We start from the raw sequence: 2,565 nt of genomic DNA on the forward strand, positions 1-2,565 counted from the left end.
CCAGTCCACCCTGGACCACGGCGTTGTTGTCCGACTTGCTCTCTCCGTTGTCGATGTAGTCGCTGAACACGCCGATGTGGAATTCCAGATCCGCCTGCGCGGTGATGGGTGCGGTCAGGCCCAGGGTCAGGGCCGTCATCGTCAGGCCCAGGAAGCGGGTGCTTTTCTTGGTATACATCATGGTCGTCATCTCTATGCTCTCGTTGATTGTCATTGCGTATCATGAGCCGGCGCGCCCGCCGCCAAAACCTGCGGGCGCGCCGTCTGCGTTCGGGTTCAGGCGGGCATGTGCGCCGCCAGCAGCCAGGCCGCCATGCCGAAATACACCGCCAGTCCGGTGAAGTCCTTGATGGTGGTGATGAAGGGGTCGGCGCCCGGAGCGTGGTCGACGCCGATCTTCACCAGCAGCCAGGGCAACAGGAAGCCCAGGATCGAGGCAGTGAATACGGAAATGAACAGGGCCACGCCCACGACGATGCCCAGTTGCGGGATATCGTTGGGCGCCCCTTGCCAGAAATACGCAATCACGCCCGCCAGGATGGCAATCACCACGCCCATGGCCAGACCCACCAGGGCCTCCCGGATCAGATGAGTGCGGAAGAAGCGGTCCAGGTTGATGTGCCCCAGAGCAAGCCCCCGGGCAAAGATGGTGGTGGACTGGGTGCCCACGTTGCCGCCCATGTCCATGACCAGGGGGATGAAGATGGCCAGTGCCACCACCGCTGCCAGCGTGTCCTCGAAGAAATCGATCACGCCGCCCACCATCAGGCCACCCGCCAGGGTCACCATGAGAAACGCCAGGCGCACTTTCACCGGATAGCCGATGCCGCCGGAGGTCAGCTTTTCGGAGCGCACGACATCCTTGTTGTGTACCAGGTCGCCGATGCCTGCCTTCTTGTAGACGTCCTCGGAGGTGTCCTCCTCCAGCACGTCCATCGCATCGTCGAAACGGATCACCCCAACCAGGCGGTTGGCCGTATCCACCACCGGCAGGACCGGCAGGTTGGTGCGCTGCAGGAGACGGGCCGCATCCACCTTGTTGTCGGTCGGTGCGAGCCGGTTGTTGCGGGATTCAACGATGCTGCCGACGACGGCGCCGGGTTCCGCACGCACCAGCGTGGACAGGCGCACGTAGCCGAGGTAGTGCCCCTCGGCATCGGTCACGAACAGCAGTGACACCACGTCGTCGCCGAGCGCGCTGCTGGCGCGGAGACGCTGCAGCGCCTCGATGACCGAGGTACCACCCTCCACCGCTTCGAAGTCCGTGCGCATCACGCGTGCAACGCTGTCCACGGGGTGGCGCAGGATGGCCAGCACCGCATCACGACGGGCATGTGGCAGGCTGTCCAGGATCGCGTCGCCGTAGTCGCTTGGCAGGATCTCGTGCGTCCGCGCCAGCGTATAGATCGGGAGATGGTTCGCGAGCTTGCGCGCCTCGTCCAGCCCCATGGTCTCAAGCAGGTTGGCCTGCTCCTCGTCGTCCATGTGCAGAAAGACGGCCAGGACTTCCTTGCTCTCAATCAACTGAAAGATTTCCCAGCGGTCGTCCAGGTCGAGTTCGGCGAGATTGCGTGCGGTCTCGGCCGGTACCCCGCGGGCCAGCAAGGCGTGGGCGCGGTGGTAATCACCTGCATGCAGGTGGGTGTAGATTTCCGGGTTCATGTCGGTTTCCTCTTGAAAAAAGGCAGGGCTGTCTGCCCACCTTCATCGCGCACGGGGAGGCTGTGCCTCCCGTGCGCTTCACGAGGAAACGCGTTGTGGAGGCGTCAGCCGCCTTCCGGGCACTGGATGGCGGGCACTGGCTTCACGCCCCCGCGCGGGGGCGCTGGAAGATCGGGGTTGTTCGGGTCCAGGGTCGTCGGGCATTCGGGTCACCTCCTTGGTCGGATTTCGTGGGATTTAAAGATTGCGCCGATGCGCGAGGATTACCTCCACGCCTTGGCGCTTGAATGGGGGCATCGACTGAAGAATCGCGCGCGCACTCGAAGCCGGCAGGCGTTCGCAGATCATCGCCACCGAGTAATTGCTCAGACCATGCGCCAGACGCGCGGCGTCCTCCGGTGGCAGCCGGTGCATCACATGGGCCTGGGCAGTCTCGGTGAGTTGCATCAGGCGCAGACGCGCGGTGCCGGGCTCGCCGCCTCGCAGCGCCCGGTGCACGACCTCCAGCGCCGCATCCGGGCGCTCGTCGCGCCAGAGAATCGGGGCCGCCGTGACGGCTTCGCGTCCGGAAACGTGGGCGGGGTGCCCGGCCCCTGCATACATCTGATTCATCGCGTTTCTCCTCGCCAACGGGCTGCCGCCGAAAACGGCGCGCAGCGTCGTGACCGCATCGCAGATGCGGAACGGGATGCGAAGAGCGGTGGCAGGGATGAAACGGGCGGCAGCCCGAGCGGCGCCCGAGACCGGGCACTGCCGTTGTGCAAGAGGGGAAAATCCTCCGCTACCCGGTCAGGATCCGGGATCGGACGATGGCAGGATGCGCTTCCCCCTGCGTGCCGTCGGTGATGACGGCACCGTCCACAACCTCTACCAGAACACGGGATTGTTCAGCGCTTCGACACA

General features: G+C 64.8%; 3 protein-coding genes and 1 pseudogene. 1 reads left to right on the forward strand and 3 read right to left on the reverse strand.

The features are described from left to right. The 3 genes and pseudogenes from EA346_RS11545 to EA346_RS11555 form a co-directional block, all read right to left on the reverse strand. Positions 1 to 190, reverse strand: a pseudogene (locus tag EA346_RS11545) (hypothetical protein); the annotation flags it as partial. 86 nt (positions 191 to 276) lie between these two features. Further along, complete coding sequence (gene mgtE, locus EA346_RS11550; protein ID WP_296758726.1) at positions 277 to 1,662, reverse strand: magnesium transporter; 1,386 nt, start codon at positions 1,660 to 1,662, stop codon at positions 277 to 279. Between the two features lie 237 nt (positions 1,663 to 1,899). Continuing rightward, on the reverse strand, positions 1,900 to 2,274 hold the full coding sequence (locus EA346_RS11555; RefSeq protein ID WP_296758728.1) for a hypothetical protein: 375 nt from the start codon (positions 2,272 to 2,274) through the stop codon (positions 1,900 to 1,902). Positions 2,275 to 2,371: 97 nt separating this feature from the next. Here EA346_RS11555 and EA346_RS11560 point away from each other — a divergent pair. Then, a partial coding sequence (locus tag EA346_RS11560) for a hypothetical protein (RefSeq protein WP_296758730.1) occupies positions 2,372 to 2,565 on the forward strand: 194 nt, incomplete at its 3' end.

This window comes from Thioalkalivibrio sp., from assembly GCF_007692535.1.
Lineage (GTDB): Bacteria > Pseudomonadota > Gammaproteobacteria > Ectothiorhodospirales > Ectothiorhodospiraceae > Thioalkalivibrio.

What these genes read in the sequence shown, in the direction of transcription:
- mgtE (WP_296758726.1), bottom strand. Translation starts at nt 1,662, where the DNA reads ATGAACCCGGAAATCTACACCCACCTGCATGCAGGTGATTACCACCGC.
- EA346_RS11555 (WP_296758728.1), bottom strand. Translation starts at nt 2,274, where the DNA reads ATGAATCAGATGTATGCAGGGGCCGGGCACCCCGCCCACGTTTCCGGA.